This window comes from Nesterenkonia maliinae, assembly GCF_051262655.1.
Taxonomy (GTDB): domain Bacteria; phylum Actinomycetota; class Actinomycetes; order Actinomycetales; family Micrococcaceae; genus Nesterenkonia.
Window position 1 is genome coordinate 158351 of record NZ_JBIMEY010000005.1, and the last position, 24844, is coordinate 183194.

16 protein-coding genes and 1 pseudogene are annotated in these 24844 nt (G+C 67.5%); 11 read left to right on the plus strand and 6 right to left on the minus strand.

The window, feature by feature from the left end:
• The first annotated feature begins 72 nt into the window (after positions 1 to 72).
• From hemQ to hemC, 3 genes are read left to right on the plus strand one after another with little or no spacing between them, the layout of a single operon-like run.
• Positions 73 to 795 carry a hydrogen peroxide-dependent heme synthase gene (gene hemQ / locus ACHAA4_RS10775; RefSeq protein WP_435774175.1) on the plus strand — a complete coding sequence of 241 codons (723 nt, stop codon included), beginning with the start codon at positions 73 to 75 and terminating at the stop codon, positions 793 to 795.
• Positions 792 to 2117, plus strand: a complete 1326-nt coding sequence (locus ACHAA4_RS10780) for a ferrochelatase (protein WP_435774176.1) — start codon at positions 792 to 794, stop codon at positions 2115 to 2117. The genes hemQ and ACHAA4_RS10780 overlap by 4 nt, the downstream gene beginning before the upstream one ends.
• The gene (gene hemC, locus ACHAA4_RS10785; RefSeq protein ID WP_435774177.1) at positions 2118 to 3137 is read left to right on the plus strand and encodes a hydroxymethylbilane synthase; all 1020 of its coding nucleotides are present in this window, start codon (positions 2118 to 2120) and stop codon (positions 3135 to 3137) included.
• A 71-nt stretch (positions 3138 to 3208) separates the two neighbouring features.
• On the opposite strand, the gene ACHAA4_RS10790 is transcribed toward hemC, so the two are convergent.
• Complete coding sequence (locus ACHAA4_RS10790; protein WP_435774178.1) at positions 3209 to 3727, minus strand: hypothetical protein; 519 nt, start codon at positions 3725 to 3727, stop codon at positions 3209 to 3211.
• 41 nt (positions 3728 to 3768) lie between these two features.
• Between ACHAA4_RS10790 and ACHAA4_RS10795 the strand changes: the two genes are divergently transcribed.
• The 3 genes and pseudogenes from ACHAA4_RS10795 (at position 3769) to hemL (ending at position 7207) form a co-directional block, all read left to right on the plus strand.
• Positions 3769 to 4581, plus strand: coding sequence for a uroporphyrinogen-III synthase (locus ACHAA4_RS10795; RefSeq protein WP_435774179.1), 813 nt, complete (start codon positions 3769 to 3771; stop codon positions 4579 to 4581).
• A gap of 101 nt (positions 4582 to 4682) precedes the next feature.
• Positions 4683 to 5657: pseudogene (gene hemB / locus ACHAA4_RS10800) on the plus strand (porphobilinogen synthase); the annotation flags it as partial.
• A gap of 242 nt (positions 5658 to 5899) precedes the next feature.
• Positions 5900 to 7207, plus strand: a complete 1308-nt coding sequence (gene hemL / locus ACHAA4_RS10805; protein WP_435774180.1) for a glutamate-1-semialdehyde 2,1-aminomutase — start codon at positions 5900 to 5902, stop codon at positions 7205 to 7207.
• An 86-nt stretch (positions 7208 to 7293) separates the two neighbouring features.
• On the opposite strand, the gene ACHAA4_RS10810 is transcribed toward hemL, so the two are convergent.
• Both ACHAA4_RS10810 and betC read right to left on the minus strand, forming a co-directional pair.
• The gene (locus ACHAA4_RS10810; RefSeq protein ID WP_435774181.1) at positions 7294 to 8334 is read right to left on the minus strand and encodes a zinc-binding dehydrogenase; all 1041 of its coding nucleotides are present in this window, start codon (positions 8332 to 8334) and stop codon (positions 7294 to 7296) included.
• Between the two features lie 148 nt (positions 8335 to 8482).
• Positions 8483 to 10090 carry a choline-sulfatase gene (betC, locus tag ACHAA4_RS10815; RefSeq protein ID WP_435774182.1) on the minus strand — a complete coding sequence of 536 codons (1608 nt, stop codon included), beginning with the start codon at positions 10088 to 10090 and terminating at the stop codon, positions 8483 to 8485.
• Positions 10091 to 10243: 153 nt separating this feature from the next.
• Here betC and ACHAA4_RS10820 point away from each other — a divergent pair, with 153 nt between their 5' ends.
• Positions 10244 to 11281, plus strand: a complete 1038-nt coding sequence (locus tag ACHAA4_RS10820; RefSeq protein WP_435774183.1) for a formylglycine-generating enzyme family protein — start codon at positions 10244 to 10246, stop codon at positions 11279 to 11281.
• On the opposite strand, the gene ACHAA4_RS10825 is transcribed toward ACHAA4_RS10820, so the two are convergent.
• Positions 11259 to 12026 (minus strand): 3'-5' exonuclease, encoded by a 768-nt coding sequence (locus ACHAA4_RS10825; protein WP_435774184.1) that lies wholly within the window; start codon positions 12024 to 12026, stop codon positions 11259 to 11261. The two genes, ACHAA4_RS10820 and ACHAA4_RS10825, sit on opposite strands and share 23 nt — an antisense overlap.
• 116 nt (positions 12027 to 12142) lie before the next feature.
• Between ACHAA4_RS10825 and ACHAA4_RS10830 the strand changes: the two genes are divergently transcribed.
• The 4 genes from ACHAA4_RS10830 to ACHAA4_RS10845 are packed head-to-tail and all read left to right on the plus strand — an operon-like array spanning position 12143 to position 22846.
• A complete protein-coding gene (locus ACHAA4_RS10830; protein WP_435774185.1) occupies positions 12143 to 15775 on the plus strand; it encodes a PD-(D/E)XK nuclease family protein in 3633 nt (1210 codons plus the stop codon).
• A complete protein-coding gene (locus tag ACHAA4_RS10835) occupies positions 15775 to 19443 on the plus strand; it encodes an ATP-dependent helicase (protein ID WP_435774186.1) in 3669 nt (1222 codons plus the stop codon). The genes ACHAA4_RS10830 and ACHAA4_RS10835 overlap by 1 nt, the downstream gene beginning before the upstream one ends.
• Before the next feature lie 56 nt (positions 19444 to 19499).
• Positions 19500 to 19898, plus strand: coding sequence for a (deoxy)nucleoside triphosphate pyrophosphohydrolase (locus tag ACHAA4_RS10840; protein ID WP_435774187.1), 399 nt, complete (start codon positions 19500 to 19502; stop codon positions 19896 to 19898).
• Positions 19895 to 22846 carry a DUF3427 domain-containing protein gene (locus ACHAA4_RS10845; protein ID WP_435774188.1) on the plus strand — a complete coding sequence of 984 codons (2952 nt, stop codon included), beginning with the start codon at positions 19895 to 19897 and terminating at the stop codon, positions 22844 to 22846. Before ACHAA4_RS10840 ends, ACHAA4_RS10845 begins: the two co-directional genes overlap by 4 nt.
• Here ACHAA4_RS10845 and ACHAA4_RS10850 read toward each other — a convergent pair.
• Together ACHAA4_RS10850 and ACHAA4_RS10855 are read right to left on the minus strand one after the other, a co-directional pair.
• Complete coding sequence (locus tag ACHAA4_RS10850; protein ID WP_435774189.1) at positions 22843 to 23532, minus strand: TenA family protein; 690 nt, start codon at positions 23530 to 23532, stop codon at positions 22843 to 22845. The genes ACHAA4_RS10845 and ACHAA4_RS10850 overlap by 4 nt on opposite strands.
• 49 nt (positions 23533 to 23581) lie before the next feature.
• Positions 23582 to 24829, minus strand: a complete 1248-nt coding sequence (locus ACHAA4_RS10855) for an MFS transporter (RefSeq protein ID WP_435774190.1) — start codon at positions 24827 to 24829, stop codon at positions 23582 to 23584.
• Between the last annotated feature and the right edge of the window lie 15 nt (positions 24830 to 24844).

Sequence of the window (24844 nt, forward strand, 5' to 3'; positions counted from 1 at the left end):
ACGGTGGAAGACCGGGCGATAAGCTGGACGCGGGACATCGTCACCTGGGTCCCGCACGGACGATCAATGCTGATGGAGGCACCTGTGAGCTACGGCAGCAACGCCCAGCGCACGCCCGAAGAGGTCAACACCTCGGGCAAGGACTGGTTCACCCTCTACACCGTCTTCGCGCGGACCGGATCCGCCCCGCAAGGCGCTGACGTGGAGGTGGAGTTCGATGAGCTCGCCGGAACGTTCGCCGAGCAGGAGGTCGACTTCCGCGGCAGCTACGACGTCTCCGCCATGCGCGACGAGGCTGACATCCTGACCTGGGTCACCGGCCCCTCCGCCGAAGACCTGCAAGCCGCCGTGCGCCGGATTCGGCGCACCGCAATGTTCTCCCGGACCCGGATCGCGTTCTCCGCGATGGGCGTGCACCGCACCGCCGAGTTCGCCCGCAGCCACGTCCCGGCCTACGCCCTCGGGGTGCCCCCGGAGGACTGGCTGGTCATCTACCCGTTCAACCGCTCCTACGACTGGTACCTGCTGGACCCGGCCAAGCGCGGCAAGATGCTGCGCGAGCACGGCATGCTCGGCCAGGAGTTCCCCTCGGTGCTGGCCAACACCACCTCGGCGTTCGCGCTCAACGACTGGGAGTGGCTGCTCGCGCTGGAGGCGCCGAAGCTCACCGACCTGGTCGACATGATGCGCAAGCTCCGCGAGTCCGAGACCCGATATCACGTGCGTGACGAGATTCCCTTCTACACCGGACGCCGCCTGAAGGCCGCGTCGGAGATCGCTGAGGTCCTGCTGTGACGATCACCCCCGACAACACCGAGTCAGCCGAGTCCCACGAAAACACCCGACCGGTCCACCCGACGGAGACCTCCGACCACCCCACCGAGCGCGAGGCCGAGTCGGCCGTGGCGGACTCATCCCAGACCACCCCCACCCCGGGCACCGAGAACACGACCGAGGGCGCAGATGCGCCGGCCCCGCTGCCGGTGGACTACGCCGAGGGCACCACACGGGACGAGCCGAGCAACTACGACGCCATCCTGCTCGCCTCCTTCGGCGGCCCGGAGGGGCAGGACGATGTGCTCCCGTTCCTGCGCAACGTGACCCGAGGCCGCGGCATCCCGGATGAGCGGCTCGAAGAGGTCGCCACCCACTACCGCGCCAACGGCGGCATCAGCCCGATCAACCAGCAGAACCGGGACCTCAAGGGCGCTCTGGAGGCCGAGGTCGCGGCCCGCCAGCTGGACATCCCGATCTACTGGGGCAACCGCAACTGGAACCCCTTCTTCACCGAGACCTTCCGCGAGATGCACGCCGCCGGACACCGCCGGATCCTGGCGCTGGTCACCTCCGCGTACAACGGATACTCCTCCTGCGGTCAGTACCGCGAGGACTTCTCGCTGACCCTGGATGAGACCGGTCTCCGCGAAGAGATGAGCGTGGTCAAGGTCCGCCAGTTCTTCATGGACAAGGCGTTCATCGACCCGTTCAAGGACGCCCTGGCCGCCGGCGTCGCCGACGTCCGTGCCCAGCTGGAGCAGGCCGGCAAGGCGGAGGCGCAGCCGAAGATCGTCTTCGTCACCCACTCCATCCCCAGCCGCAACGCCGAGGCCATGGGCCCGGACCGGGTGATCGAGGAATACGGCACCGACGTCTACTCGGCCGAGCACCTCGCCGTCGCCCGCCATCTGATGGCCAGCGTGCCCGAGGCCGAAGGACTCGAGCACTCGCTGACCTTCCAGTCCCGCTCCGGCAGCCCGAAGACCCCGTGGCTGGAGCCCGACATCAACGACGCGATCACCGAGGACGCCGAAGCCGGCGTCGCCGGTGTGGTGGTGATGCCGATCGGCTTCGTCTCCGACCACATGGAGGTGCTCTGGGACCTCGACACCGAGGCCAAGGACACCGCCGCGGAGCTCGGCCTGGCCTACCACCGCGCCGCGACCCCCGGCATCCAGGAGAAGTTCGTCTCGGGGTTGGTCGACGTGCTCAGCGAATACCTCAAGGGAGTCAACGGCGAGCCCGTCGGCTTCGGCGAGCAGGTCGTGCCCGGTCAGTGGTCCGGCATCTGCGGACCCTGCAACTGCACCCGCTTCCGCAAAGACGTCGCAAGGAGCTAGATGCCCACCTTCACCGTAGGCACCCGCGGGAGCAAGCTCGCACTGACCCAGACGACGACGGCGGCCGACGCGCTCGCCGCACACGCCGAGGCCGAGTACGAGCTGATCACGGTCAAGACCGAGGGCGACATCCTCACCGGGCCGCTCGCCCAGATGGGCGGCACGGGTGTGTTCGCCTCTGCGCTGCGCCAGGCGCTGTTCGACAAGACCTGTGACGTCGCGGTGCACTCGCTCAAGGACCTGCCTGCCAAGGATCTCGAGGGTCTCGCGATCGCCTCGGTGCCGACGCGGGCGGATGTGCGCGACGCGCTGTGCTCCGCCGACGACGTGCCGCTCAAGGACCTGCCCGAGGGTGCGAAGGTCGGCACCGGATCTCCCCGACGCGCCGCGCAGCTGCGCGCCGCCCGGCCGGACCTTCAGATCGTGGACATCCGCGGCAATGTCGGCACCCGGCTGGCCCGGGTCCGCGGCCACGGGTCTGCCGCCGAAGCCTCTCCGCAGGCGCCAAACGCGGCACGGGGCGACCTGGACGCCGTCGTGCTCGCCGGCGCGGGACTCAAGCGGCTCGGCCTGGAGCATCACATCGCCGAGCTGATCCCCACGGAGGTGATGCTGCCCGCCCCCGGGCAGGGTGCCTTGGCGGTGGAGGTCCGTGCCGAAGATGCCGAGCCGACCGCGCCGCTGGGTATGGCGCTGGCGCTCTATGACGACATCCCCGCCCGGCTGGAGACCTCCGCAGAGCGGGGACTCCTGGCCAAGCTCAACGCCGGCTGCTCGGCCCCGATCGGTGGGCTCGCCCGCTACGACGACAACCCCGACGGCGGCGCCACCCTGCGCCTGGACTCGGTCATCTGTGCGCCCGACGGGACCAAGGTGCAGCGCGCCGGCGCCGAGATCTCCATCGAGGCCGGCGCTGATCGCCGGGTCTCAGTCGACCGGGCGATCCAGCTGGGCACTCGCGTCGCCGAGCAGCTGCTCGCCGAGGACTTCGGGCTGCTCAAGCACGTCATCGACTCCTGAGGAACTGACCGCGTGATCTTTCCTGGGCGGGATTCCTCACCGGGCCGGTGCACCGGCATTCACGCGGGGCGTCAGCCTGACACCCATTTCTCCAGCCGCTCCGTGAACTCCACAAAGTACTCCAGCCGGCGCAGCTCATCAGCGCTCACCTGCACCCCCACCTCGCGTGCCGAGCCGGCCAGCTCCGCCCACGGATGGTCCTCCACTGGAGGGCTGCCATCGGGCAGGTCATCGGGCAGCACGCAGTTGAGCACATCCTGCCTCAGGGACTCCAACGATGGTCGTTCAGCGTCAGCAGGAGTCTCGACCGTCACTCCGTCGGTCCAGTGCACGAGGGAGTGGGTGAAGCCGCGGACGGAGAGGTGGACCGTCTGGCCGTCGTCGAGGACGCAGTGTTCGAAGATGCTGATGCTCAGCCCGGGGTTGCCGCCGGTCGGCTCCTCGGTGAAGTCACAGAGCACGCCGATCGCAACCACGCGTTCGCCCCCGGTCAGCGAGGGGGTCCTGGTGAACGGTGACACTGGTGCGGTGGCCAGCTCCCCGAGAGGCGCGTAGTGTCCTTCCGCGGACCATGAGTCATGCGCATCCATGCCGCTCATTCTGCCTCCGCGCCAGTCGGTAGGCTAGTCCCATGCGCATCGCTCTGACCCGAGACCCCGCACAGGCGGGCCCGCTGGAGGCGGGGCTGCGCGCGGCTGGACTCGACGTCCAGTTCCTTCCGGTCACCGAGCAGCGACTCCCCGCCGACACCACCGAGCTGATGGCCGCGCTGGAGCGGCTCTCAGGTGGGGACTTCGCCTGGGTGCTGTTCACCAGCGCCAACACCGTCCGGGCCCTGGTGAAGCTGGGCTGGGACGGGGCCCTCCCGGCGCAGACCTGCGTCGGCGTCGTCGGTCCCGGCACTGCCCGAGCGCTGCACCGGCTGACCGGCATCAGCGAACCGTGGATGCCGTCAGGGGAGAAGAGCGCCGCCGGGATGATCCAAGAGATTCCCGAGCCCGCCCCGGAGGACAGTACCGCACTGTTGCTGCCCCAGTCGGCCCAGGCCCGGGCGGAGCTGCGCGAGGGCCTGACCGCCATCGGCTGGGAGGTCACCCCGGTCAGCGCCTATGAGACCGACTGCCTAGTGGTCGACGGCGCCCTCGCCGCCGGGGACCCGGAGCGCCGTCTGCTCCCGCTCCCGGCCCGCGAGGACCTCCTCGACCTCGACCAGCTCGCCGCAGACCTGCGCCACGACCGGCTCACCCACGTGGACCCCACGGTCCTGCTGGTCACCAGTTCCTCCGCGGCTGACGGACTCGCTGACCTCGGCCTCCCGGAACGGGTGCGGCTGCTGGCCATCGGACGGCCCACCGCAAGGACCCTCTCTCGCCGCGGAATCCCCGCCGCCGGTGTTCTCTCTGAGCCGAGCGCCGACGCTGTGATGGCCGCCCTGGGTCGCTGAGAACTAGACTGACCGGCGGCGACACGCTTCACGCTGGCCTGGATGACAAGGCTCAGCTCCAGCGCACCGACCGCCATCCCGCTGAGCACCAGGAGTCGCACGTGAGTTTCCCCGAACAGCGCCCCCGCCGGCTGCGCCGCAGCCCCGCCATGCGCCGGATGGTGGCCGAGACCCGGCTGCACCCGGCTGACCTGATCCTGCCGGTCTTCGTTCGGGAGGGCCTCACCGCCCCCGCTCCGATCAGCTCCATGCCCGGCGTCGTGCAGCACACCGAAGCCTCCCTGCTCACCGCCGCCGAAGAGGCCCGAGACCTCGGCCTCGCCGGCATCATGCTCTTCGGCATCCCCGCCACCCGCGACGCCCAGGGCAGCGCCGGCCTGGACCCCGACGGCATCCTCAACCGCTCCATCCGCGCCGTGAAGGACCGGGTCGGTGCTGACCTGGTCGTGATGAGCGACCTGTGCCTGGACGAGTTCACCGACCACGGTCACTGCGGGCTCGTCGACGAGACCGGCGAGGTGGACAACGACGCCACCCTGGAGGTCTACGCCGAGATGGGCGTCGCCCAGGCCGCGGCGGGCGCCGACGTCGTCGCACCCTCGGGCATGATGGACGGCCAGGTCGCCGTGATCCGGCAGGCCCTGGATGAGGCCGGACACCAGCACGTGCCGATCCTCGCCTACGCGGCGAAATATGCCTCCGGGTTCTACGGCCCGTTCCGCGAGGCCGTGGACTCCCAGCTCACCGGTGACCGCAAGCAGTACCAGATGGACGCCCCGAACCGCACCGAGGCGCTGCGCGAGGTGGAGCTCGACCTCGCCGAGGGCGCGGACATGGTGATGGTCAAGCCGGCCAGCGCCTACCTCGACATCCTCTCCGACACCGCCGCGATCAGCGACGTCCCCGTCTCGGCCTACCAGGTCTCCGGGGAGTACGCGATGATCGAGGCCGCCGCCGCCAACGGGTGGATCAACCGGCGCACCGTGATCACCGAATCGCTGATCGCGATCCGTCGCGCAGGAGCCACCAACGTGCTGACCTACTACGCCACCGAGGTGGCCGGATGGCTGCGCGAGGACCTCGCCGGACCACGGAGCACCCGCGCCCCACAGGCACCGGTCCCGACCAGCAGCCCCTCCGCGCCGAGCGCCACGACCCCGGTCCACCCGCGGGTCGAGCCGCACACCACGGTCGCCCCGGTGGAGGCCAGCTCACCGGCCAAGACCGCGTCGCCGGCCAAGCCCGACGGCGAACCCACCGACGAACCCCGCACCGACGCCGGCTTCCCGCCGGTCAGCTGAAAGGACCCTGCCCCGCGATGACCACGAACCAGGAACTCTTCGACACCGCCCGTGAGCTCATGCCCGGGGGAGTGAACTCCCCGGTCCGCGCCTTCGGCTCGGTGGGAGGCACCCCGACGTTCATGGTCGCCGCCGACGGGCCCTACCTCACCGACGCCGAGGGCACGCAGTACGTGGACCTGGTCGGCTCCTGGGGCCCGGCGCTGCTCGGGCACAAGCACCCCGCAGTGATCAAAGCCGTGCACGACGCGGTGGACGCCGGACTCGGCTTCGGGACCTCCCACCCCTCCGAGGCGCGACTGGCGGAGCTGGTCCGCCGTCGGGTCCCCGGCGCGCAGATGATCCGGATGGTCTCCACCGGCACCGAAGCCACCATGACCGCGATCCGGCTGGCCCGCGGGGTCACCGATCGCAACATCGTGGTGAAGTTCGCCGGCTGCTATCACGGACACTCCGACGGGCTGCTCGCCGCCGCCGGCTCCGGAGTCGCCACGCTCGGACTGCCCGGATCCGCCGGAGTCACCGAGGCGCAGGCCTCGGAGACCATCGTGGTGGAGTACAACGACCGCGCCGCGCTGGAAGCGGTCTTCGCCGAGCACGGCGAGCGGATCGCCGCGGTGATCACCGAGGCCACCCCCGCCAACATGGGCGTGGTGGTCCCGGAAGAGGGCTTCAACGCGTTCATCCGGAAGATCACCCAGCGCCACGGGGCACTGATGATCTTCGACGAGGTGATGACCGGATTCCGGATCACCGAGGCCGGCTACTGGGGCGCCTCCGGGCGCGTCGAAGGCTGGGAGCCGGACCTGTTCACCTTCGGCAAGGTCATCGGCGGTGGACTGCCCACCGCCGCGCTGGCCGGGCGCCGGGAGATCATGGAACACCTCGCGCCCACAGGGCCGGTCTATCACGCAGGCACGCTCTCCGGGAACCCGGTCGCGATGGCTGCCGGGGTCGCCACCCTGGAGCACGCCACCGCCGGGGTCTACGCGCACGTCGATGAGAAGGCCCAGATCGTGGCCGACGCGCTCACCGCAGAGCTGAACGCCGCCGGTGTGGACCACACGCTGCAGAAGGTCGGCTCGCTGTTCTCGGTGGCCTTCGGCACCTCGGCCACCGGGGTGCACAACTACGCGCACGCCCAGGCGCAGGAGAGCTTCCGCTACGGACCGTTCTTTCACGCGATGCTCGACGCCGGGGTCTACCTGCCGCCGAGCGTCTTCGAGGCGTGGTTCCTGTCCTCCGCGCACGACGACGCCGCCATCGGCCGCATCCTGGATGCGCTGCCGGCCGCCGCGAAGGCGGCCGCGCAGGCCAAGCCCTGAGGTCTCAGTCCTGAAGACCCGGGCCTGAAGATGAGGGCCTGAGGGATCAGTCCTGAGGAGTCAGGTCCGGACGCGGCAGCAGCGGATCACGCGATCCTGGGGTTGATCATCGTCATCCCCGGGGTCGCGGACCGTTGCATCGCTGGCAGCAGGTTGGCGGCTTCCTGCAGTCCGACCACGCGTTCGATCAGGTCCTGCGGGCGCAGCACATCGCTCGCGATCAAGGCCAGCATCCCGGGGTAGTCGGCGGCGGCCATGCCGTGGCTTCCCAGCAGGTCCAGCTCCCAAGCGATCGCGCGGGCCATCGGGACCTGCGAGAGCCCGGTCTCGGTGGGCAGCAGCCCGATCTGCACATGCCGGCCGCGGCGGCGCAGGCTCAGGACCGCGGCCGCGCAGGTCTGTTCGCTGCCGACGGCGTCCACCGAGACATCGCTACCCTCCCCGGTGATCGCCCGGACGGCCTCGGGGACGTCGCGGCCATCGGCGAGGATCACCTCATCCGCACCGAGCTGCTTCGCGGCGTGCAGGGCCTCGGGGCTGCGGTCCACGGCGATCACCTGGGTACCGAGCGCCTTGGCGATCATCACTGCGCTGAGTCCGACTCCGCCGGCGCCCACCACGGTGACCGATTCCCCGGCACGCAGTCCGGCGCGAGCGGTCAGCGCCCGGTAGGCGGTGGCGAAGCGGCAGCCCAGCGCCGCCGCGGCCTCGAAGGAGACGGCCTCGGGAATGGCGACCAGGTTCGTGTCAGCGGCGTGCAGCGCGACGCGCTCGGCGAAGGATCCGGCGTGGGTGAACCCGGGCTGCTGCTGGTTCGGGCACACCTGAGCGTTGCCGGAACGGCACCACTCGCAGGCACCGCAGCCACACACGAAGGGCACCGTCACCCGGTCACCCACCGACCAGTGCTGCGCCGCGGGGTCCACGGAGGCGATGACCCCGGCGAGCTCATGACCGGGCACGTGGGGGAGGGTGAGCTCCTCGTGTCCGGCCCAGGCATGCCAGTCGCTGCCGCACAGCCCGGTGGCGTGGACCTCCACGACGACCCCGCCCGGCGGTGGGGTCGGTTCGGACACTTCCCGGACCTCCAGGGGCCCTGCGATCTCATCCATCACCATTGCACGCATGAGGATGGATCTTACCTGCGGTCCCGGTGGGCTGGGTCGCCCGCATCGATTGGGCAGAACAGGGCGGAATGAGCCGGTGTCCCAGCGGTCATTCCACCCTCAACTGCCCAATCGATGAGCTGATCAGCTCAACTTGGCTCAGCTCACCTCAGCGGGCGCCGTCGCGGATCGTGCCGTACTCCAGCGCGCTCCAGAAGTCCCCGCGCACATAGCGCTGCTCGGGCTCCGGATTGTGATCGAAGGACCGTTTCCGTCCCTTGTTCAGCGCCTCGGCGACGAGCCTGCGCTGATCCTGGCTCTCCAGGATCCCGGCCTCCAGCGCCGTCATGTCGTAGCGGGAGTCGAGCTCGGCGCGCAGCCGCGTCACGGTGGCGGCCTGATGGTTCTCACGAGCCACGTTGTGCAGCTCGTGGGGGTCCGCGGCGAGGTCGAAGAGCTGATCCACGTCGCCGGGGCAGACCACGTATTTGTACTGACCGCTGATGATGGTCAGCTGCGGCCGGTAGGTGCCTTCGGCGAGGTATTCGATGATCACCGGGCGATCCTTGGGTCCGATGTCACCGGCCTGCTCGCGCCTGGCGATCTCGAGCACCGAATCACCGGCGGACTTCGGGGTCGGGGCTCCGGCGAGGTCCACCAGGGTAGGCATCAGGTCCAGCAGCGAGACCGGGGTCTGATGCCGGCCCCTGGGGACCAGGTGCTCCGGCCCGTAGGCGATCAGCGGCACCCGCGAGGAGCGCTCATAGGGAGACATCTTGTACCAGAGCCCCCGCTCGCCGAGCATGTCGCCGTGGTCGGCGGTCACCAGGATCACGGTGTTCTCGCTGAGCCCCAGAGTGTCGAGGCGCTCGCGGATCCGGCCCACGTGGTCATCGATGTAGCTGACCGCCGCGTAGTAGGCGCGCCGGGCATTGCGGACCTGGTCCAGGTCGGGGTAGCGCTTGTCGAAGCCGCTCATCGCGCGCAGCCGGTGGCTGTGCGGGTCCTCCGCGATGTCGGGCACCTCAGGGTGGGCCGGGTCGGGGATCTCGACGTCGGCGAACCGGTCCCAGTGCTCCTGCGGCGGCTCATAGGGGTCATGCGGGTGGATGAAGCTGCTGACCATGAGGAACGGCTGGGCGTCCTCGCCGGCAGCGGCGGCGGCCTGGTTGGCGCGGACCCGGTCGTTGAGGTGGCGCAGGGTGCGGAAGCCGACCTCGTCGTCGAAGTCCTGCTGGACCGAGGCCTTGGAGACCCCGGCGGTGAACACGGCGTCGGCGTCGTGATACCACTGCAGCTTCTGCTCCAGCGGCAGCGTCCAGTCCGGGACCATGTCAAGGTCAGCGGGGTAGACGTCGGTGGTGAGGCGTTCTTCGAACCCGTGGTGCTGGTCCGCTCCGACGAAGTGCATCCGGCCCACCAACGCCGTGTGATATCCGGCGAGGCGCAGCCGGTGCGCGAAGGTCGGGACCGAGGAGGGAAAGTCGTCCCCGTTGTCGAAGCAGCCCAGGTCCGAGGGCATCACCCCGGTCATCATGGAGGCGCGGGAGGGCGCGCACAGCGGGGAGTTGCAGTAGGCGCGGTCGAAGACGGCGCCCTCCTCGGCCAGTGCGTCCATGTGCGGAGTCTTCGCCGCGGTGTCGCCGTAGGCGCCGAGCGCCTGCGCGGCCATCTGATCAGCCTGGATGACGACGATGTTCGGGGGTGAGACGCTGGAGGGGTGCTCGGGCGGAGACACGGTTCCGGTGTGGTGTGAGATGGTCTGGTCCTCAGACATAGTGTGTCCCTCCTTCGTGATGAGCACTGAGATGGGCGTCCTGCGCGCAGGAGTGCAAGCGGCGCGCACTGCCAGGCTACAGGTGATCTTCCGCGAGATTCCGGGTCATCCACTGGCCTGGAGTGATCATCAGGAGACAGACAGGGGAGCAGAATGACCGACCCGAAGCATCGTCCCGCACCCGCGTCCTGCTGCAGCCCGGCGCGCCCGAACCGTGTCCCCAGCACCAGCACCGGCCCGACGACGACGCTGCCCGCCGCTTACGCCTCAGTCGCGAAGGCCGCGCTGGTCTCCCAGCTGGCCGCCACCGCCGCGTCGCAGCTCTCGATGATCGGGTTCTCCGCAGCCGAGTTCCGCATGGGCAGCGAGTACCCGCAGGCCTACCCGGACGACGGCGAGGGTCCCGTGCGGACCGCCCGCGTTGAGGCCTTCGCGATCAGCCCCACCACGGTGACCGTGGCGCAGTTCGCCCGGTTCGTGCAGGCCACCGGGCACCTCACCGACGCCGAACGTCATGGAGATTCCCTGGTCTTCCAGGGTCTGCTCTCGACTGAGCGGCGCGAGGCGGCTCCGGCTCCGGAGCCCTCCACTCCGTGGTGGCGGCAGGTCGCTGGTGCTGCCTGGTTCGCGCCCGAGGGCCCTGGATCCACCGCCCTCGGGCGCGAGGATCACCCGGTGACGCAGGTGTCCCAGCGCGACGCCCAGGCCTACGCGGACTGGGTCGGCGCCCGGCTGCCGAGCGAGACCGAGTGGGAGTATGCGGCCCGCGGCGGACTCGACCAGCAGCCCTACCCCTGGGGTGGGGATCGCGATCCGGACGGGAAGCGCCGGATGAACATCTTCCCCGGCGAGTTCCCCGAGGGGGTGGCGGGAGAGATGGGGACCCGTCCGGCGGAGTCCTTCGCGCCGAACGGGTACGGGCTCTACAACACCACCGGCAATGTCTGGGAATGGACAGCCTCGGTGTTCAGCACGGGAGCAGCCGGAGGGCGGGAAGTCTCAGCGAGGGTCTCAGCAAGGTCAGGGACTGGGCGGCCGGGGGCTGATCCGGTGATGCGCGGAGGCTCCTACATGTGCCACCGCTCGTACTGCCGGCGCTACCGCACCTCGGCGCGGACCTCGGCCTCGGCGGACACCTCGCTGGGTCATACCGGGTTTCGGCTGGCGTTCACACCGGCCACGCCGGGCTGACCACGGCGTCGGGACGGGTGCGGCGCAGGTACTCCTGCAGGTCCGCGGACTGCCCGATCTTCCACCCCGCCTGGAGCCGGTGCAGCTCCGGAGCCGGGATCTGCAGCTGCGGGAACCGCTCCGCCTGTGCGCAGGCCACCTCCACGGCGGCCCAGGCGTCCGGGGTCGCCGAGTGGGCGGCCTCGAGCTCGACCTCGTAGTGCAGGCACATCTGGGTCAACGTGCGTTTGCCGCGACGGTATTTGTCCACCTGCTTGTCGATCACCAGCGGATCGATGACCCCGAGCGGCTCGGTGAACTCCACTCCGTGGCGCAGCGCCTCCTGCTGCAAGACGGTGAAGTCGTACGGGGCGTTCATCACCACGACGGCGCTGCCGGCGGCGAACTCCTGCGCCAGCGCGGTGGTGATCTGGGCGACCGCCTCCGCCGCAGGCTGCCCGTTGGTCTGGGCGTATTCGGTGGAGATGCCATGGATCGCAGTGGTCTCGGCGGGGATCTCCACTCCGGGGTCCACCAGCCATTCGCGGGTGCGCACGCGCTGACCCTGAGGCGCCGAGGTGTCGACTGCACCAGCCTCCACGTCGGAGCCGACCTCGGTGTCATCGAAGATCACCAGCGCTGCGGAGACGATCCGCGCCACCCGGGGATCCCTCGACGTGGTCTCCAGATCGAAGCCGACCCGGCGGCGGGTGTGCCAGGACTCGCTGCTGGGGGTGATCTCGAAGAGGGTGGGAGTCTCGGCCATGGCACTACGGTAGCGCGCAGGTGGGACATGACCGCGGACATCACCCTGCGCCGCTGGGTCGTGGTCGCAGGCGATTGCACCGAGTCATGTCCGGGGGCTCTGATTGAATGATCCCCATGGAGTTCGATCAGTCCCAGCATCAGGTGCTCGCCGCCGCCGAGCGCCCCGGACATGGGCCGATCCTGAGTTTCGGAGGTCCCGGCAGCGGCAAGTCGACGCTCGCGGCGGAGCTGGCGCTGCGCCACCTCGAGTCCGGACAGGACTCCTCCCGGCTGCTGCTGCTCTCACCCACCCGCGCCACCTCCGCGGTGCTGCGCGAACAGGTCGAGGCCGCCTGGGCCGCCCGAGACACCAGCTCCCGCGGAGGGTCCCTCTCGGAGCAGCCCTCCCGCTCCTTCGCCTCGTACGCCTTCTGGCTCCTCGGGGAGGCCCGACGCCGGGAAGTCCTCAGCTTCACCGCCCGCCGGCCGCGGCTGCTCTCCGGGGCCGAGCAGGACAGCATCATCCGTGAGCTGCTGGCCGCTGACCCTGCCAGCGGCCTGCCGCCGATCAGCTGGCCTTCCTCGTTGGAAGAGGCCGCCGGCACCGACGGATTCCGCAAGGAGATCCGCGAACTCTTCGACCGTGCCGCCGAGTACGGAGTCTCACCAGAACAGCTGCGCGGCCTGGCCGAGCAGTGCCGACGCCCGGAATGGGCCTCCGCTGCCGAGCTCTACCAGCGCTACCGCGAAGACCTTGACGCCGGGGCCAACGCCGACGCCTTCGACCCGGCGGGCCTGATCAACGAGGCCTGTAACCTGCTCGAGGAGAACCCCGAATTCCTCGAGACCGAGCGCCAGCGGTTGCGCCGCATCGTCGTCGATGACCTGCAGGAGGCCACCCCGTCGGTGTATCGACTGTTGCGCCTGATCGGGGCCGGGGCCGACGTGCTGGCGTTCGCCAGCCCCGAGACCGCGGTGCAGGGCTTTCGCGGGGCACGCCCGGACAAGCTGCGCAGCTGGACCGTGGCACCCCGCCGAGTCGCCGCCGAGAGCGTGCTCGGTCTGAATCCCGAGACCGACGCCGAGATCGAGGGCATCGTCCGGCGCAGCATCTCCGGCGCGATGACCCCGGACCCCCATGGCGGGCTGCCGGGGGTCGAGCCCAGCGTCATGGTGCTCGAGGGCAACCACCGGATCACTCCCGAAGTGGGCCGGGCCTACGCCCGGGCTCTGCGCCGGATCGCTCCCGCCGGGCCCCAGCAGCCCCGCCAACGCTGGCTGCAGCTGCTCAGCGAGACCACGACTGAACGGACCGGCGCAGCGCAGGGGTCAACTGTGCCGACCTCCACCGTTCCCCCATCCGCAGCGTCGACACCCAATGGGCAGAGTTCCGACGGCCAGGCAGCTCTCAGTCAACCACTGACCGAGCTGCCGGTCTCGACGCCGACGGGCACCGGGTCCTGCGCGGTGGAGATCGTGCCGGGGGACTATCTGGCCGAGCAGTTCGTCCTCCAAGAGGTTCTGGACCGGCACCATCGACACGGGGTGCCCTTCGATCAGATCGCGGTCATCGCCCGCAACGGCGCGCTGCTGAAACGACTGGTGCGGATGTTCCAGACCCAGGGCGTCCCGGTGCGCCAGTCCATGAGCGATGTGATCCTCAACCAGGAGTCCGCCGTGGCCCCGCTGCTGCGCGTCCTGCGCCTGGTCACCGTCCAACAGGACCCCGAGACCGAGCACCCCGTCGCGCTGCCCGAGGTGCTCGCGCTGCTGACCAGCCGCTACGGCGAGACCGACTCGATGACCCTGCGCAGCCTGCGCCAGGTGCTGCGCAGCCAGGAGCGTCGCCGGCTGCGTGCCGACTCAGACGTCTCCGACTCCGGCCCGGCGGAGCCGCGCAGCTCCGACGAGCTACTGGTGGCCGCCGCGAACAATGCCGACGACCCGGTCTTCGCAGAGGTCCGCGCCCAGTCGCGCTTCCAGCACCTCACCCGCGGGATGGAGCGAGTCGCCGCGATGCTCGCCGCTGGGCATGCCGCCGCGGGTCCCTCCAGCGGTCCCGAGGAGCTGCTCTGGGAGATCTGGAACGCCGCCGACGTCAGCCGGCACTGGGCCGGCCTGACCCGCTGGGCCAGCGCGGAGGGTCGCCGTGCAGACCATGATCTTGACGCGGTGATGGCGCTATTCCAGGCCGCAGAACGATTCTCCGACCAGAACCCCGGGGCCTCGGCGATCGCGTTCGTGGACCATATCGAACGCCTGGAACTGCCCATGGACACCCTGGCGAAGACCTCCGCCGCCGATGTCGCGATCGAGGTCCTCACCCCCGCCAGCGCGGCAGGCCGCGAATTCGACACCGTCATCCTCACCGGACTCCAAGAAGGCGCCTGGCCGAACCTGAACCCCCGCGGACAGCTGCTGGGCAGCGGACACCTGGTGGACGTCGTCGAAGGCCGCGCCGACGCCTCCGCCCAGTCACTGCTGGTCAAACGGATGAACGTGCTCCAGGACGAGTACCGGCTCTTCGCCTCCGCGGTCTCCCGAGCCAAGAACCGGCTCTACGCGGTGGCCGTGCACGCCCAGGAGGAGAGCCCGTCGATGCTGCTGGACCTCGTGGTGCCGCCCGGGGAGCGCGAGACCCGCAGCGGCGCCATCCCGCGCCCGATCACCGCCCACCGGCTTATCGCCGAGCTGCGCCGGCACCTGGAGATCAGCATCCAGACCGAGCTCGACGACGACGCTGGGTCCAGCGCCGCCGAGCCTCACAGCGATGGGACCACTGAGACCCAGCGCCGGGCGGCGGCCCGCGCGCTCGCTCTGCTCGCCGAGGGCGGACTCATCGGGGCCGCACCGAAGACCTGGTGGGGCCTGCCCGAGCTCAGCACCACCGCACCGTTGTTGGAGCCCGAGGACATCGTCCGGGTCTCCCCATCCTCAGTGCAGAGCGCCATCGACGCGCCGCTGCAGTGGTTCACCGGCGCCGCCGGAGGCGTCGAGGCCACCGATTTCAGCCGGATGCTCGGCTCCCTGATCCACGAGATCGCCGAGCACCACCCCGCCGAGACCGACCGCGAGGTCCTGTCCGCTGAGCTTGACGCACGCTGGGACAGCCTGGGACGCGAGGAGGGGTGGGAGACCGAGAAGGACCGCTCCCGTGCCCGCGTGATGCTCAAGAAGCTCGCCGGCTACTTCGGCCACGTCCAGGGCCAGGGCCGCCAGGTCATCGCCCGCGAGCTGCAGGTCGAAGCCAGTCTGGAGATCCCGCTGCCGCCGGAGGAACCCGGTGGGCCCGCGCAGACCCGGTCCGTGCTGATCCGCGGCGTGATCGACCGCGTGGAACGCACCGAGGCAGGCGAGCTCTTCGTCATCGACCTCAAGACCGGTCGGCACAAACCCGCTCAGATCGAGATCCCCACCCACGGGCAGCTCGGCTCCTATCAGTTGCTGGTCGCGCTCGGCGCAGTGGACCGCGCCCTGCACGAGGCGCAGGAGACGGCAACACCTGCGGCCGAGTCCAGCGTCGTCGCACCGTCTCCGGGTCGAGGGGCCGCGCTGCTGCACGTCGGCACCACCGTGGCGAAGACAGACCTCCAGGAACAGCCCCCGCTCGGACCGGATGACACCTGGCCGCTGGAACAGCTGACCCAGGCCGCCCAGGTGATGAGCGGTCGAGTGTTCTCCGCCTACCACTCACCGAATCAACAGCGTTGCCTGGTCGGCTCGCTCTGCCCGCTCTGCGAGAACACGAAACACGTGACCCAGCCATGATGACCCTGGAGACCATGCGCTACAGCGCCCGCGACATCGCCGACGCGCTCCAGCGGGACACTCCCGCCGAGGACCGGAATTACCCAACGGCCGAACAGCAGGCCGTGATCGAATCCGGGCTGGACCCGATGCTCGTCGTCGCCGGCGCCGGGTCGGGCAAGACTGCCACGATGGCTGACCGGGTGGTCTGGCTGGTCGCCAACGGGATCGTGCGCCCGGACCAGATCCTCGGGGTGACCTTTACCAAGAAGGCCGCCGGAGAGCTGCGCGAACGGATCACCCGGAAGCTCGAGCAGCTCCTGGAGGCGGAGCTGATCTCCCCGGCCGATGTGGTGCCCGTGGAGGTCTCCGACACCGTGGAACATGCCGACATCTCCGAGCTGCTCGCCCCGGCGGTCTCCACCTACCACTCCTACGCGAACACCTTGGTGACCGAATACGGTCTGCAGATCGGGCTGGAACCCGAGACCCAACTCATCGGAGAGGCCAAGGCCTGGCAGCTGGTGCACCGATTGGTCAGTGCCTATGACCGCGCCGAGGTGCTGGTGGAGGCCGAACAGTCGGCCGGTAACCTCGCTGGATACGTGATGCGCCTGGCCGGAGACTGCGCCGAACACCTGCAGACTCCGGAGGCGGTGGAGGCCCACCTCGACATCGAGCTGGCCCGGGTGGACGCCTGGCAGGAAGCCGGGGCGGCACTGAGCAAGGATCAGACCACACTGGTCCGTGCACTGCGGGTGCGCCGCGAGATGGCCGAGCTGGTCCGCCGCTACCAGGAGAAGAAGCTCACCGAGGGGCTCATGGACTACGGGGACCTGCTCCGCTTCGCCGCGCAGATCGCCCGGGACGTCCCCAGCGCCGGGGAGGCCGAGCGGGAAAAGTACAAAGTGGTGCTCCTCGACGAGTTCCAGGACACCTCCTACGCGCAGCTGGCGCTCTTCAGCAGCCTCTACGGCGCCGGCGGATCCGGCGGCGGGATGGGCCACGCGGTCACCGCCGTGGGAGATCCCAACCAGTCGATCTACGGGTTCCGCGGTGCCTCCGCCGGGCAGCTCTTCGACTTCCCCCAGTCCTTCCCCGCAGTAGATCCCGCCACAGATCAGCGCCGGCCCGCAGCGTTGCTGCAGCTCACCATCGCCTGGCGCAACGGCGAGCGGATCCTCGACGTGGCCAACCGGCTCGTGACTCCGTTCGCCCCGGACGCCGCAGACTCCCTCGACAAGCCGTGGCGAGGTCACAATGCCCACCTGCGCGGGCAGCTGAAACCACTGAGCCCGCCCGACGGCGCACACACCGCCACCGTGCGCTACGGCTGGTACACCTCAGACATCGAAGAATCCCAAGCGATCACCGAGCAGCTCCGCACCGCCCTGCAGCCGGAGACCCACCGAGACCCACAGCATGAAGCCCCGAGCTGCGCGGTGCTTGCCCGGACCCGTGCCCAGCTCGAGACCATCGCCGAACAGCTGCGCCTCGCGGGACTGGACTATGAGCTGGTCGGACTCTCCGGGCTGCTGAGCACCTCGGAAGTGGCCGAGGTGCTCGCCTACCTGCGGGTCATCGCCGACCCCGGACGCTCCGACGCGCTGATCCGGATCCTCGCCGGCGCCCGCTACCGGATCGGGCCCCGTGACCTGCTTCAGCTGCAACGCTCCGCCCGCGACCTCGAAGGCCTGCGACTGCGCGCGCCCATCTCCGCGCAGCATGAAAGCACCGTTGCGTCGGCGGACGGGGTGACCGACGCGGAAGACCGGTATGAGTCCACCGAACTGGAGATGGACGAACGTGCCTCCCTGGTCGAGGCGTTGGAGCGGCTCAAGGATTCCCCAGAGCACGCCGAGCAGCTCGGTCTGTCCGCTGAAGGGTACCGGCGGCTGCTGTTGGCCAAGGAGCAGATCCGCCGGCTGCGTCAGTGGGCGACCCTGGACCTCGGCGTGCTGATCCAACGCATCGTGAGCGACACCGGTCTCGACATCGAAGTCGCGGCCCGCCCCTGGGAGGAGCAGCACTACGCGGCCCGCCAGCTCGACGCGCTGATCGATCAGGCAGAGAGCTACGCGGCCACCGAGACCACCCCGGACCTGCGCGGCTTCCTGGACTGGCTGGACGCCGCTGAGGAGAAAGAACGCGGCCTGGAGCAGGCCGATGTCGAACCGACCCCCGGCGCGATTCAGCTGATGACCATCCATGCCTCCAAAGGACTCGAATGGGACGTGGTCGCCGTCGCCGGGCTGCGCGAGGACAAGTTCCCCAGCGCTAAGGCCGACCGGTGGACCGGCAGCAACGGCATGCTGCCAGCACGGCTGCGCGGAGATCGACGCAGCATCCCGCAGTGGGAGTCCGAACAGTCTGATCTGCGCTCCTGGGCCGTGTCGGCCGGCGTGGGCAGGTCTAAGCAGTTCACCGAAGACAACCGGGTCTTCACCGATGACGTGAAGGACTTCAGCCGAGAGGAAGAACGGCGCCTGGCCTATGTCGCGGTGACGCGCGCAAAGAAGCTGCTGCTGTGCACCGGCGCCTGCTTCTATGGCACCTCTGCCGGCAAGGAGCCCTCAGAATTCCTCGAGGAGATCCGCGAGGTGGCTGATGGCTTCGGCGACGCCTCGGCGGCGTTGGAGTGGGCCGAGGTCCTCGATATGAAGAACAACCCGGTGGGCAATGACCTCTTTGGCGCCCAGTGGCCCTATGACCCGCTGGCTCCGCTGCCGATCGGCCGCTACCGGCGGCAGGTAGCGGAGGGGGAGCAGACCACGCTGCCGGAGATCCATACGGTGGAGTCACCGAAGGAGCAGCCCGGTCGCCGGGCCGCTCTGACCCGGGCCGCCCAGCTGGTGGAACATGCCATCGCTGACCACGCGCAGCCCGATGCGCCGTCCGCCGAGGTTGGTGCGGCGGCGCTGCCGCTGACTCCGTGGGAGCAGGAGGCCGAATGGGTGGTGGACCGGGCGCGTGAGCAGCAGCGCGGGACCGGGAAGCCCCATTTCCCGGCGCACATCAGCGTCTCGAGCGTGGTGGGCATGGCCCGCAACGCCGAGTCCATGGCCGAGTTTGCTCGCCGGCCCGTGCCGGTGAAACCTTCGCAGGCCGCACGCCGCGGGACCGTCATGCACGAATGGATCGAGGAGTTCTACGAGACCCGGAGCAGGCTGCCCGGGATCGAGGAGCCGCACCGCGGCGATGAAGACCTCGACGATGCCTTCGACCTCTCCACGGTCAAGGAGCGCTTCACCCAGACCGAGTGGGCGCAACGCCGCCTGTACGCCGCAGAGATCCCGGTGGAGACGACGTTGGACGGTGTGGTGGTTCGTGGCCGGATCGACGCCATCTTCGGCAAGGACGACGCCGGCCAGGACCTCACTGCTGCTGACTTCGAGCGCTGGGAGCTGAAATCAGCGGAGGACCGGAATGCTCAAATGCAGCAGTGCACCTGGGCCCTGGTCGACTGGAAGACCGGCATGGTGCCTACCGGCAAAGACCTGCGCGAGAAGCAGATTCAGCTCGCGGTCTACCGGCTGGCCTTCCACCGGCTCTACGGGGTGCCGCTGGAACAGATCGGAGCATCCTTCTTCTACGTGGAGCACGGGGTGACCGTGCCAGGGACGGATCTTCCGGAGGAGGATGCGCTGGTGAATTATCTTCGGAACGCTCGTCAGCACTTCGGCGGGTGAACGAAGAAATTCAATAGGATGACTAGAACACTGTGGATGGTACTTAGTGGGGTCGTGTGAAAAAGGAAATCAGCGTTGTGGGCGCAGTCATCGTCAATGACGGCAAGATACTGTGCGCTCAGCGGAGTCCAGAGGGCAGCTTGCCCAACATGTGGGAGTTCCCAGGCGGGAAGATCGAGTCTGGCGAAACTCCACGCGAAGCTCTTCAGCGTGAAATTACTGAAGAACTTGAGTGCACTGTTGATGTCGGCAAGAAGGTCACCACTACGATTTACGAGTATGACTTTGGTGTCGTGACCCTGACGACCTTCTTCTGTGAACTCACGTCGGGCACACCGCGGCTGACAGAACATGCCGACGTTGTCTGGCTCAGGCCGGGTGACCTCGGAACCCTGAACTGGGCTCCTGCGGACATCCCAGCGATCGAGATCATTCGTGGGGCTCTGACCTCATGAGCACGCGCCCCGATCTGTTCCACGCGCAGAACCAACTTACCCGAGACATCAATCGGGGATTTATTAACGCGGATGGCACAGTGTTGGGGAGGTACTCTCCGGAACTGGTCCTGAATGATCGTCAAAAAGGAAGCACTATCCTTCGGACCATTCGGGAGCAATTACGCCTGAGTCGTTCGTTCTTCTTTTCAGTTGCTTTTGTTACCCCCGGCGCGTTGGCGATGCTCAAACAAGATTTGCTCGATTTTGACGGCCACGGACGCATCGTTACTTCGAATTACCTGAACTTCAACGCTCCCAACACGTTCGAGGACCTCCTGCACTTGAAGGATCTCGGGATCGACGTAGAGGTGGGGCTCCACAGATCGAGGGCATTCCATCCCAAGGGGTACGTGTTTCAGCATCGTCAAAGCGTGACGGCTCTCGTGGGAAGTGCGAATCTCACGGAATCCGCGCTGACTCGAAACCACGAATGGAACATGAAGGTTTCTGCCGGACCGGACAGTGAGCTAGCCGCACAGCTTTCCACCCTGGTAGCCAACGAGTTCGCTTCGACGAATCCCCTCAGTCCCGCCTGGATTGAGGCATATCGCAAGACGTTCGACGCGATAAAAGTGCAGGCACGATCCACCTCGCGGATCGAGCCTCGTGCAGACGAGGAAACAAGTGATTCTGAAACCACCGACGCTGGTCGCGCGGAGGTCCAGCCCAACGCCATGCAAACAGAGGCGCTGGAGGCGATTGAGGCAATGCGAGTGGCAGGGCATGACCGAGCACTCGTCATTTCGGCCACAGGAACCGGCAAGACGATCCTCTCTGCGCTAGATGTCCGGTCCGCGTCTCCCCGAAGGCTGCTATTCGTCGCGCACCGTGAACAGATCCTGGACAAGGCGATGGACGAGTACAAGAGAGTTCTCGGTGGACCTAGCGAGGACTTCGGAAAGCTCGCTGGGACCGTCAAACAACTGGACAGGCGGTACGTGTTCGCCACCGTCCAATCGCTCGCCAAACCGGATGCCCTGAGACAGCTTTCGCCCACCGACTTCGACTACCTCCTCATCGACGAAGTCCATCGAGCCGGTGCGGCGTCATATCGCCGGGTCCTCGAGTACCTCAAGCCAGATTTCGCGCTGGGGATGACCGCAACCCCGGAGCGCAACGATGGGACGGACGTTTACGAACTCTTCAACTACAACGTTGCTTACGAGATCCGACTCGACGATGCGTTAGAGGCAGACATGCTCAGCCCCTTCCACTACTTCGGTGTGCCTGACGCAGTCTTCCACGATGGTTCAACAGTGTCTGACCGAACTGAGTTGCACCGGCTCTCGGGAGCAGAGCGGGCATCGCACATTATCGATGCCATCGATAAGTACTCCCAGCAAGGCGTTCCAACCCGTGGTCTCATGTTCTGTAGCCGAAAAGACGAGGCGCATGCTCTCTCGGCAGAGTTGAACCAGCGTTCCATCCGGGGTCATTGCTTGCGAACTGCCGCATTGACCGGCGAAGACTCAATCGAGGCGCGCGAGAACGCCGTGACGCAGTTGGAACTGGGAGAGCTCGACTATCTGCTCACTGTCGACATCTTCAACGAGAGAGTCGATATCCCGTCCATTAACCAAGTCATCATGTTGCGTCAGACGCAGTCGGCGATTGTATTCGTTCAACAACTCGGCAGAGGTTTAAGAAAAGCGCCAGATAAAGACTACTTAACAGTCATTGACTTTATTGGCAATTACGCAAATAATTACCTCATCCCCGTCGCTCTATTTGGGGACAGGTCTCTGAGTAAAGAGTCGCTGCGAAAGAACCTGAACGCCGCCGAAGAGGGTGGCGTCCTGCCAGGGATGTCGAGTGTCCGGTTTGATGAAATTGCACGGGAGCGGGTGCTTCGCGCAATCGCTGACGCCAAGATGGATCATCTGCGGCGCCTGCGGGAAGAAATCGAGTTGCTCCAACAACGACTAGGTCGCATACCTCGGCTCTGGGACTTCGTAGAGAACGATTCCGTAGATCCGGTGGTCCTCGCTACCCGTCTGGAACACTTTCCGGCACTAGTTACTAGGACTCTAAAAGTGCCATCGGGGCTAACTTCAGCTGAGTCTCGAGCACTGCAACTGCTGTCTCACGAGGTGTTGCCGGCCAAACGGCTGCATGAGGCTCTATTGCTCCGCGAGCTTCTGGAGAAAGTGGAAGTCACTGAAGATGAGCTGCACCAAGTAGTCGCGGACCGGGAACTCCCGGCAGAACTCGCGGTACTACATAGCGCCCGGGCCACCTTGACTCTGGAGGGCTATAACCAGGGAGATCGAGCCCGCTACGGCGCCCCACTCGCAAAGCGCACCCCCGACGGAAGTTTGCGACTGCTCCCGGACTTCGTTGAGGCGTACAAGAGTGATTCGCCCTTCAGTGAATACGTGGATGACATCCTGAAGACAGCCACACACGTCAATCGGGCCTACCTGCCAAGTCACCCCTTCACGCCCGGTATGAGGTACTCCCGTCGGGATGTTGCCCGCCTGCTCGGATGGGATCGCAGCAGCGCGTCGACGATATACGGCTACCGCACTGATCTTGATTCAGGTCAGTGCCCCATCTTCGTCACGTTACACAAGGAGCACGACGTCCAGGAGAGCGTGGCATACGAGGATGAGTTGATTGACCCCAGTGTCATGAGGTGGTTCACCCGAAACCGTCGCTCGTTGGCCAGCAAAGAAGTACGTGCAATTGTCGAGAATTCTGTAGATCTGCACGTTTTCGTGAAACGCGACGACGCTGATGGGACCGACTTCTTTTACCTTGGTCAAGCTGAGTCAGAGGACGCGGAGGAAACAACCATGGCGAACAAGGCCGGTGCACCGTTGCCCGTGGTTCGAATGTTGCTGCGTTTTGGAGAACCCGTTCCGCGTAGCCTCTACGACTACTTCCATCCCACCTTGACGGCCTAGAACGCGTACGCCGCATCGAAGAACGCCCGCTCGATCGCGACAATCCGCTTCCACCGGGCGGATAGTCGCGCGCCGTCGTCGGACTCCAGGGGCGGGGCCACCCGGTTGAGCTCATCGATCAGGAACTGGGTCCACGCGCGGAAGTCCTCGCCACGGTGCAGGTCGATCCAGCCCCGGTGCTTCGCCGCCTCCGGAAGGGGCAGGTCGCGCTGTCCCCAGTCCAGATACAGCCACTCGGCGATCACCAGCACCACCAGCAGGTCCGCGTAGTTCCTGGACTGCGCCACCTCCCACATTTGGCCGATGAACTCCGCCGTGGGAGCGGAAAGTTTTGGGCTGACAACCTCAGACGCGGGCACGCCAAGCGCGGCAAAGCTCTCCTGGAAGTACCCGTCCTCATCAGCAGCGAGCATCCCGAGCTGCGCGGCGAACCGCAGACGGGCCGGCTTGGAATCGGTGGTGGCCACGCAGGCACCCAGCATCGCCACGAAGGCATCGAAGAACTGATAGTCCTGCACCAGATATCGAGCCAGCACCTCGTCGCTGAGCGTCCCGGCGAAGAGCTCTTCGACGAATCGGTGATGCACCGAGGCATCCCAGTCGTCAGTCGTGGTCAGCCGCAGCTGTCCTGCGAAACTGTCAGCGGCGACGTCGGCGGTGGTGGAGAACGTGGTGGGGGTGCTCATGCCAATACCTTACTGACCCCACACAACGTCCTTCAGGAGCGTGAAGCGATCAGATCGCGGTGCGCGGCGCCTTCATCTTCCGGGTCAGGTGGATCGCGTAGAGCGCCACGCCGACACCCAGCACGGCGGCACCTGCGCCGACGTAGCTCGGGGCGCGCAGACCCATCTCGGCGGCGATCACCTGGCCACCCACCAGGGCGCCCAGGGCGTTGGCCGCGTTGAACGCGGAGTGGTGCAGCGAGGCCGCTAGCTGCGGCGCGTCTGGGGCAGTGTCGATCAGGTGGGTCTGCATCGACGGGCCCAGCGCGCTGGCCGAGACGCCGACCAGGAAGAGGAATATCAGCATCAGCGCCGGGATGTGCGCGGTGGAGGCGAAGAGCACCATGAACACTGCCACCAGGGCCATGGCGATCACCACGGTGCCCAGCACGGATTTGTCCGCTGCCCAGCCGCCGACGAAGTTGCCGACCACCATGCCGGCGCCGAAGAGTCCGACCACCCAGGGCAGCGCACTCTCGGGGAAACCCGTGACCTCGGTGCTGACCGGGGCGATATAGGAGTACAGTGCGAACATGCCGGAGAAGCCGACCACGGCGAGCATGATGCCCACCCAGAGCCGTTTGTTCTTCAGGCCCTTGATCTCGGACCGCATCGTGGCCTTGGCCGGGGGCATCTGCCTCGGCGCGTAGCGGGCCACGGCGGCCATCGTGATCAGCGCGAGCACGATCACCGAGATGAACATCCAGCGCCAGCCGAACTGCTGACCCAGCGCGGTCACCACCGGCACACCAAGGACGTTGGAGATCGCCAGACCACCCAGGACGACGGCGATCGCGCGGCTGCGCTTGGCCGGGCCCGCCATCTCGGCCGCCATCAGCGCCGCAACGGCGAAGTAGGCGCCATGGGGGAGCCCGGAGAGGAACCTGGCGATCAGCATGGTCTCGTAATTCGGGGCGAAGAAGCTCAGCACGTGCCCGAGCATGAACACGCCCAGCAGCAGCAAGGCATAGGACTTGCGCTCCCGCTTGGCGCCAAGAATCGAGAGCACCGGCGCTCCGACCACCACGCCGATGGCGTAGGCGCTGATCAGCATGCCGGCCTGCGGGATGGTGATGCCGAGATCGGCGACGGCCTCGAGCTGGAGCCCCATGATCGCGAACTCGGTGACACCGACGGCGAACCCGCCGATGGACAGTGCGACGATGGCCAGCGCCACCTGTCGGCGGGTGTACTTGGGTCCCGAGGGGGCTGCGCCCGGGGTGGACGCGTTCGCTGAGGTCTGTTCCGCCGTGGTCATATCGTCATCCTGTGC

What these genes read in the sequence shown, in the direction of transcription:
- ACHAA4_RS10850 (WP_435774189.1), bottom strand. Translation starts at nt 23,532, where the DNA reads ATGAGCACCCCCACCACGTTCTCCACCACCGCCGACGTCGCCGCTGAC.
- ACHAA4_RS10855 (WP_435774190.1), bottom strand. Translation starts at nt 24,829, where the DNA reads ATGACCACGGCGGAACAGACCTCAGCGAACGCGTCCACCCCGGGCGCA.
- ACHAA4_RS10820 (WP_435774183.1), top strand. Translation starts at nt 10,244, where the DNA reads ATGACCGACCCGAAGCATCGTCCCGCACCCGCGTCCTGCTGCAGCCCG.
- ACHAA4_RS10845 (WP_435774188.1), top strand. Translation starts at nt 19,895, where the DNA reads ATGAGCACGCGCCCCGATCTGTTCCACGCGCAGAACCAACTTACCCGA.
- ACHAA4_RS10790 (WP_435774178.1), bottom strand. Translation starts at nt 3,727, where the DNA reads ATGGATGCGCATGACTCATGGTCCGCGGAAGGACACTACGCGCCTCTC.
- ACHAA4_RS10810 (WP_435774181.1), bottom strand. Translation starts at nt 8,334, where the DNA reads ATGCGTGCAATGGTGATGGATGAGATCGCAGGGCCCCTGGAGGTCCGG.
- hemC (WP_435774177.1), top strand. Translation starts at nt 2,118, where the DNA reads ATGCCCACCTTCACCGTAGGCACCCGCGGGAGCAAGCTCGCACTGACC.
- ACHAA4_RS10830 (WP_435774185.1), top strand. Translation starts at nt 12,143, where the DNA reads ATGGAGTTCGATCAGTCCCAGCATCAGGTGCTCGCCGCCGCCGAGCGC.
- betC (WP_435774182.1), bottom strand. Translation starts at nt 10,090, where the DNA reads ATGTCTGAGGACCAGACCATCTCACACCACACCGGAACCGTGTCTCCG.
- hemL (WP_435774180.1), top strand. Translation starts at nt 5,900, where the DNA reads ATGACCACGAACCAGGAACTCTTCGACACCGCCCGTGAGCTCATGCCC.
- hemQ (WP_435774175.1), top strand. Translation starts at nt 73, where the DNA reads ATGGAGGCACCTGTGAGCTACGGCAGCAACGCCCAGCGCACGCCCGAA.
- ACHAA4_RS10795 (WP_435774179.1), top strand. Translation starts at nt 3,769, where the DNA reads ATGCGCATCGCTCTGACCCGAGACCCCGCACAGGCGGGCCCGCTGGAG.
- ACHAA4_RS10825 (WP_435774184.1), bottom strand. Translation starts at nt 12,026, where the DNA reads ATGGCCGAGACTCCCACCCTCTTCGAGATCACCCCCAGCAGCGAGTCC.
- ACHAA4_RS10835 (WP_435774186.1), top strand. Translation starts at nt 15,775, where the DNA reads ATGACCCTGGAGACCATGCGCTACAGCGCCCGCGACATCGCCGACGCG.